Source organism: Armatimonas sp. (assembly GCF_043760365.1).
Taxonomy (GTDB): domain Bacteria; phylum Armatimonadota; class Armatimonadia; order Armatimonadales; family Armatimonadaceae; genus Armatimonas.
This window is the reverse complement of the sequence record NZ_JAYUPA010000070.1, coordinates 1-6651: the sequence shown is the minus strand read 5'-3', so window position 1 is coordinate 6651 and position 6651 is coordinate 1. Positions and strand designations below refer to the sequence as shown.

At 53.8% G+C, this 6651-nt stretch carries 7 protein-coding genes; all 7 read right to left on the bottom strand.

Annotated elements, in window-relative coordinates:
• Positions 1-20: 20 nt before the first annotated feature.
• On the bottom strand, positions 21-983 hold the full coding sequence (locus tag ACH2EH_RS01810; RefSeq protein WP_395138274.1) for a cytochrome c oxidase subunit 3: 963 nt from the start codon (positions 981-983) through the stop codon (positions 21-23).
• Positions 980-2731 carry a cbb3-type cytochrome c oxidase subunit I gene (locus tag ACH2EH_RS01805; RefSeq protein ID WP_395138271.1) on the bottom strand — a complete coding sequence of 584 codons (1752 nt, stop codon included), beginning with the start codon at positions 2729-2731 and terminating at the stop codon, positions 980-982. The genes ACH2EH_RS01810 and ACH2EH_RS01805 overlap by 4 nt, the downstream gene beginning before the upstream one ends.
• Positions 2728-3786 (bottom strand): cytochrome c oxidase subunit II, encoded by a 1059-nt coding sequence (gene coxB / locus ACH2EH_RS01800; protein WP_395138268.1) that lies wholly within the window; start codon positions 3784-3786, stop codon positions 2728-2730. The genes ACH2EH_RS01805 and coxB overlap by 4 nt, the downstream gene beginning before the upstream one ends.
• Positions 3787-3807: 21 nt before the next feature.
• Complete coding sequence (locus ACH2EH_RS01795) at positions 3808-4710, bottom strand: SCO family protein (protein ID WP_395138266.1); 903 nt, start codon at positions 4708-4710, stop codon at positions 3808-3810.
• Positions 4710-5147 (bottom strand): hypothetical protein, encoded by a 438-nt coding sequence (locus ACH2EH_RS01790; protein ID WP_395138264.1) that lies wholly within the window; start codon positions 5145-5147, stop codon positions 4710-4712. Before ACH2EH_RS01790 ends, ACH2EH_RS01795 begins: the two co-directional genes overlap by 1 nt.
• A 2-nt stretch (positions 5148-5149) precedes the next feature.
• Positions 5150-6367, bottom strand: coding sequence for a hypothetical protein (locus tag ACH2EH_RS01785; RefSeq protein WP_395138261.1), 1218 nt, complete (start codon positions 6365-6367; stop codon positions 5150-5152).
• Positions 6367-6651: c-type cytochrome (locus tag ACH2EH_RS01780; RefSeq protein ID WP_395138259.1), on the bottom strand; the 285-nt coding region annotated here is incomplete at its 5' end. The genes ACH2EH_RS01785 and ACH2EH_RS01780, both read right to left, overlap by 1 nt.

Below are 6651 nucleotides of genomic sequence, written 5' to 3'. Positions count from 1 at the left end.
TATCTGCCATCGTCTTTCCTTTACGAGATCAGGTACATCAGCGGGAACAGGAAGATCCACACGATGTCAACAAAGTGCCAGTACAGCCCTATCATCTCTAGGGGCATGTAGTCATCCACACAAGGGTGCTTCTTCCAGTAGAAGAGTATTAGCAGCCCCATCATCACAATTCCCAACGAGACGTGGATTCCGTGGAGCCCGGTCATGGAGAAGTAGATGCTCATAAACAGACGCGCATGATTAGACTCAGACTGGTAGCGCGTGTAGGCCGCATCAGGCACCGAGAAGGCAATCGTATCGCCTGGTACAGCCGTCAGTCGTTGATCAATCCCCGAGGCGAGCTTCCTGGTCTGTGTTGCAGGAATTCCCAAACCCTCCTCCGAGAGTTTCGCTCCGGCTTTCTCCGCATCTTTCATCGCCGTCCAAGCACGATTGGCACGAGGATTGTCGTGCCCCCCTTCGTGACCTGCAGCGTGCTCTGTTTTGAGGATATAGAGCGCCCGGGCGTAGTTGAAGTTCCGGTCGGGATAGAGCCCCTCATGGAGCTTGTTGGTGTACTCAAAGTACTTGACGACCATAAAGATCAGCGCACAACCAACGACCGTTGTCAGCCAGAGGATCGTCTTGATCCGCTGCCCGATCTGGGCATTGTAGACTGCTAGCACCATAAAGAGTGAGCTAGTCAGTAGCACCGTGGTATTGATCGTCCCCAGCCACGGAAAACCATTGTGCATCCCGAGCCAGTTGTACTGGAGTAGAAACTGATGGGCTTCCAAGTAGGTATCGAAATACATGACTCGGTAGAGCGAGTAGGCCAGAAACAGTCCTCCGAAGAACATGATCTCTGTTACCAGAAACGACCACATGCCCACCAGGTAGCTCTCATTTTGCTGGTCAATGTTCTCGTACTGCATCGAGACGCGTTGACCAGCGCCGTGGGTGTGCTCGCCACCCGCGTTGGGCTCTAGAGCGTGCAGACTCATACGTGCGTTTCCTCTCGAACGGGAGCGATCTTCTCGCTATCGTGATCGTGGGCATGATCCAGGACATCGTGGGCAGGATGCTCACCGTAGTACTCGTACGCTTCCCAGGTCACGATAGGAATCTCCAGGAAGTTATGCGTGACAGGCGGGGAAGGGATAGTCCACTCCAGCCCGACAGCTCCCCAAGGATTCGCCAGCGCTTTGGGACCTTTGAACCAGGACCACGTCAAGTAGCAGATGGGCATCATGAAACCGATCCCCAGAACGGTGGAGCCTGCTGTTGACGCAATGTGCCAGATCTGATATTCAGGTGCATAGAAGTGGTAGCGGCGTGGCATTCCCAGATATCCCACAATAAACTGCGGGAAGAAAGTCATGTTAAAGCCAACAAACTGAATAATGGCACTTAGTTTGGCAGGGAACTCGGGATAGAGCCGCCCTGTCATCTTGGGCCACCAGTAGTGCAGCCCCGCCATGAAACCAAGAAGTGCACCTCCCACCATGACATAGTGGAAGTGCGCCACCACAAAATAGGTTGCGGTCAGGTGAACGTCCATTGCCAGGGCTGCCAAAAACATTCCGGTAAGCCCGCCGACAACGAAGAGGCCAATGAACCCAATGGCAAACAGCATGTGACTAGAGAGTTCAACACTTCCCTTGAAGATTGTCGCAATCCAGTTAAACACTTTCACAGCAGAGGGTACTGCCACCAGAAACGAGATGATCGAGAAGATCATACTGGAGTACATAGACTGAGCCGTTGCAAACATGTGGTGACCCCACACGACAAAACCAAAGGCAGCAATCGCCAGCGATGACATCGCGACAAACTCATAACCAAAGATGCGCTTCTTGCAGTTAGCAGCAATAATCTCATTGATGATTCCTAGTGCGGGAAGCATCATGATATAGACAGCAGGGTGCGAGTAGAACCAGAACATGTGCTGAAAGAGAACCGGATCGCCTCCCAGCTCCGGCGAGAAGAGCCCGAACCCCAGCGTACGCTCTACAAGAACCATGAGAAGGGTCACCGCCACAACGGGCGTCCCCAACATAATAATAACCGAGGTCGCGTAGATCGCCCAGACAAACAGCGGCAGACGAAACCAGGTCATCCCTGGAGCACGCATCTTATGCACCGTGACGATAAAGTTCAGCCCGGTAAAGATAGACGAAAACCCCGCGAAAAAGACCCCCATCAGACACAGCGCCACGTTGCCATTCGCGTAGATACTAGAGTAGGGCGTGTAAAACGTCCACCCCGTATCCACACCTCCCGAGAACAGCGAGATCAAGATCATCGTGCCCCCCGTCATGTAGACGTACCACGACAGTAGGTTTAGGCGTGGGAAGGCAAGATCGCGCGCACCAATCATTAGTGGCAGCGCGAAGTTAGCGAGAATCGCGGGCACTGCCGGAACCAGGAAGAGGAACACCATGATGATCCCGTGCGCAGAGAACACCCGATTGTATGCCTCACTAGAGAGAATCTGCCCCTTGGGAGCGGTCAACTCGAAGCGTACTAGTCCCGCTGCCAGCCCACCTAGCAGAAAGAAGGCCGAGACAGAGAAGAGATAAAGAAGCGCAATGCGCTTGTGGTCTACCGTCAGCAACCAGGATTTGATGGAGTGATCCGTGTTGATGTAGTTCTCATTATCAACTCCATACGGACTCTCTGCATGTGCAGCACGAGCATGACCATGGGATGCTGTCGGGGTATCGTGGCTATCCAGAGTGCTTACGCTCATCTGTATTGTTCTCCTCCGTACATGTAGCGGAACTGCTGGTTGTCCGTATCCGCGGGGATAGACTCCTGCGCGGGAGCCCCCGCTTGCGGCTCTTCCTTCGTTCCCATTATCTTAATATAGGCATTGACAGCCAAAACGTCGCCTTCAGAGAGAACTCCTTTGTACGATGGCATCCCCTGCGGCCAACCTGCGAGAGCAAACTCATCCGGGTAGAGAATGGCATTACGCAGATAGGCATCGTCGGCGGTCACTACCTTGCCATTAACAAGCTGGCGACTCTTCCCAAAGATTCCCATTAGAGAAGGACCGCGCTTGGTAGCATCTGAGCCTGATCCTCCGTGACAGCCCAGACACTGGTACTTCTCGTAGAGCCCCTTGCCCTGCTGCGCCAGTGACAGACCGCCACGTTTAGACTCGATCCCACCAGGGCTGACAGCGCGTGTCCCTCCACTGGAGGCCCACTTGTCGTAATCAGCACGGCTCATCACATAGACCCAGCCCCCCATCTCGGAGTGCTGCGTGCCGCAGTACATGTTGCAGTAGATATGGTACTTTCCAACTTTGGTGGGCTTCACCCACATCTGAGTGTACTCGCCAGGCTGTACTTGCCGCTGCATCCGAAACTCGGGCACATAAAAGGCATGGATGACATCCTGCGAGATCATGGTGAACTTCACCGGCTCGTCCACGGGAATATGGAGTTCGTTGTTCTCCCGGATTCCATTCGCATGCTGCATGTGCCACATCCACTGCTTGCCAACTACAAAGATCTCTTTGGCGTTCTTTGGTGGCTGGTAGACCTCGCCAAAGAGCTTGGCTGCCCAGACAAAGATCCCTAGGCCCAGCACAAGCGCAGGCAAAGACCAAGCGATCTCAAGCCCCGTGTGGTGATCCACAGGATTCGAACGATCGACATTGTTTCCTCGTTGGTAACGTGCTACCAAGAAGATCAGCAGCCCCATCACCAGAACGGTAAAAATCACCGTAATAGCGACAAGCACAAAATAGAGCACATCCACATTGTTTGCGAACTCCGATGCTGCCGGAGGACGCATAGGCATTTCACCCATCGGTAATCAAGCCTCTCTGTTGGACGCCTTTGTTGCGGCGTCTCCACCCGAAGTTCGGGTCAACTGTTGCTCCCGGGCATCTCGCCGGAAGTTGATAATCATAAACGATCCCAGTGCTAAAACGGTCAAAGTTCCCAGAACCTGGACAATCCGAAATGCTGCCAGACCGTACGTATTTCGCTGTGGGTCGTAGAAATAGCAAAAGAGAAGGATCTTTTCTGAGACATTTCCGATATGTCCTTTTCCCGCTTCCGTAAGCGAGAGGCGAACATCTTTTGCTAAATAACTCACACCGAAGTGGTAACGCGAAATCTTGCCCTGGGGCGTCGCCACAAATGTCGCACTCGCGTGGGCATACTGATCCGTCTTGGCATCGTAGACATATTTATAGCCTAGTGCATCTGCCACAGCCCGGATATTTTTCTCATCGCCCGTTAGGAAATGAAAAGACTTCTCCGCACCCGCAAGGCCCAGTTTACTAATGTACTCTTGTTTCTTGGCGGATGCGATCTTTGGAGTCTCCCGAGGATTGATAGAAATGACAACGATCTCAAAATCGCGCCCGATCTGGTACCCCAGTCCCGGCTCATGCATCACGGAGATCATGCCATCCACCATCATTGGGCAGGTTCCCGTGCACTTGAAGAACGGTAGCACTAACCAGACCGGCTTCTTGCCAAAGAATTCTTTTAGTGCAACAGTTCGTCCCAGTTCATCGCGGAACGTAGCCGTCAGCGGAAGCGCTTTATCTAGGTTCTGGTCAATCGCGACATCACGCGCGGCATTGATGCCCGTGTCAAAACGTGGCTGTGAGCCAGACTGTGCCTGCTGCGACTGTCCTTGCGCAAATGCAGACGGTACCAGCATTACCGACGCCGCTAGCAGGGCCAGCAAATTGCGTCGTAGCATCAGTGTTCGCCTCCGACGTGCTTCGTGGCTCCCGTATAGTCCCCACTTCCAGGAAAGGAATGCCCTTCCTTTTTCGGGGTCTCGCCGGTTATGCCCCCGATCCCTCGCGCTGCTAGCGTTTCCTTTGCCTTCGCTAAACCCTCATGCGCCCCCTCTTCGGAAGCCTTGAAAATTTCCATGTCGAGCTTCGGATCCGCCTGTACCTGAGGGTACGGAGGAGTGCGTGGCACCGTGACGAACGCAGGGACATCACGCTCTAACTTCTTCCAATCCGGCGTGAAGAGCGGATAGAAAACAAACTGGATCAGAATAATCGAGACAACGACAAACATTGTAAAGATAGACATCCATCTGACAATGACAGATAGGTTTACATCCCGGTGGTCGTAGCCCAGCTCAGGAATTGTGCCCTCGTTAATTTCGTTTGAGCCATGCATGGTTAATGCGCCTCCAGAGCGAGTTTAGTGTCCTGAAGCCGAGTGTCGTGTAGCGGCAAGAGCTCATTCTGTTTCAAGTTTCGAACAAAGAGTATCAACCAGATACCGCCGACGAAGAGCAACGCGGCAAGATCAATCCAGATTGTCGAGAGAACCACTGAGGGGCCCTTGAAGAAGGGCACCACTTGCCACCAGACATCCACGATGCGGAAACAGAAGATCCAGCCAGCAACCCAAATCAGAAGCTCGGGAGTGCGTTTGGCCTTACCGGAGAGCAGTGCGAGAAAGGGGCCAAAAAACTGGAACACGACAATCGCCAGCCCAACAAAGACCAGAGGGCCTTCGAAACGCTGGACAAAGAAGACGATCTCCTCAGGCAGGTTTCCCGACCAGATGATTAGGAACTGCGAGAGCGTAAAGTACCCAAAGATCATCGTGAAGCCTAGCATCATATTGCCCAGGTCTTTGGTTAGTGCTGGATTCACCGCAGCAGCGTAGGGGCGCTTGGTACGCATCAGAAGGGTTAGAAACGTCCCGAAGGCAATCGCCATGAGAATCCCAGTTGCCATGTGCCAAGCCCCATAGAGCGTGGAGAAGAACATCGGGTTCAATGACATGAGCCAGTCCGTGAAGGCGAACGTCAATAAGATCACATGCAGAACGCCCATCGGGGGAGCGAAGCTACGGCGTGCTTCGGCCAGGCTCTCGTCCCGACTTGCATCTTGTGCCTTAGAGGAGGCATTGAGTCGGCTTAATGTCCAGATCCAAAAGGTAAAGTAGACAATGGCGCGAATGAGCCACGCGGTCGGGTTCAACCACTGCTGTTTCTGAATGGGTAGCTTCTCTAGGAACGCGGGATCCGCCCAGGGGAAGTAGGACTTGTTCACCACAGTCGCAATTGCGATGGGAATAAAGAACGCCGCCATAAGCCACATGTTCTTGTTGCCCGCCTCCATTACCTTCAGGATGGAGAGACTCCACTGTGACCGAATCGTGTGGTGCAAGTAGGTCATGGTCGCACAGCCCAGAGTCAGCGTCAGCCAGAAGATAAATCCGAAGTGGTAGGCTCCCGCAAAAACCTTGTGCCCCGCACTCTGATCCGAGAAGTAGCCTGCCGCGAGAGCCGCTCCTCCCAGTATAAACATTCCCGTCGCGATATTTCCTAGCTTTGTCAGCGTGGGAAGCGCCGAGGGGGCTTCGGTTGTTTGGTGTTCGCTCATTAGTGTGCGCCTCCTGGCTCGCTAGTCTCGGTGGCTGGTATCGTGGGTGCGGGTGTTGGATTGCCAATCGGTGTTGCGCCCGAAGCCGTCTCAGCGAGCTGGAGCGCACGAACATACGCCACAACCGCCCAGCGGTCGTTGTAGTCCTGAATGCGCGACGCGTAGCCGTACATCGCGCCTTTACCGTGCGTCAGCACATCGTAGATATGTCCATCCTCCACTTTTAACAGGCGCGGCTGGTGGAGAGTCGAGGGAAGCTTCTGCCAGAACCCAAGACCGCGCTG

Coding starts and splice junctions, on each gene's coding strand:
- ACH2EH_RS01810 (WP_395138274.1), bottom strand. CDS start 983: ATGAGTCTGCACGCTCTAGAGCCCAACGCGGGTGGCGAGCACACCCAC.
- ACH2EH_RS01785 (WP_395138261.1), bottom strand. CDS start 6,367: ATGAGCGAACACCAAACAACCGAAGCCCCCTCGGCGCTTCCCACGCTG.
- ACH2EH_RS01805 (WP_395138271.1), bottom strand. CDS start 2,731: ATGAGCGTAAGCACTCTGGATAGCCACGATACCCCGACAGCATCCCAT.
- ACH2EH_RS01790 (WP_395138264.1), bottom strand. CDS start 5,147: ATGCATGGCTCAAACGAAATTAACGAGGGCACAATTCCTGAGCTGGGC.
- ACH2EH_RS01795 (WP_395138266.1), bottom strand. CDS start 4,710: ATGCTACGACGCAATTTGCTGGCCCTGCTAGCGGCGTCGGTAATGCTG.
- coxB (WP_395138268.1), bottom strand. CDS start 3,786: ATGCGTCCTCCGGCAGCATCGGAGTTCGCAAACAATGTGGATGTGCTC.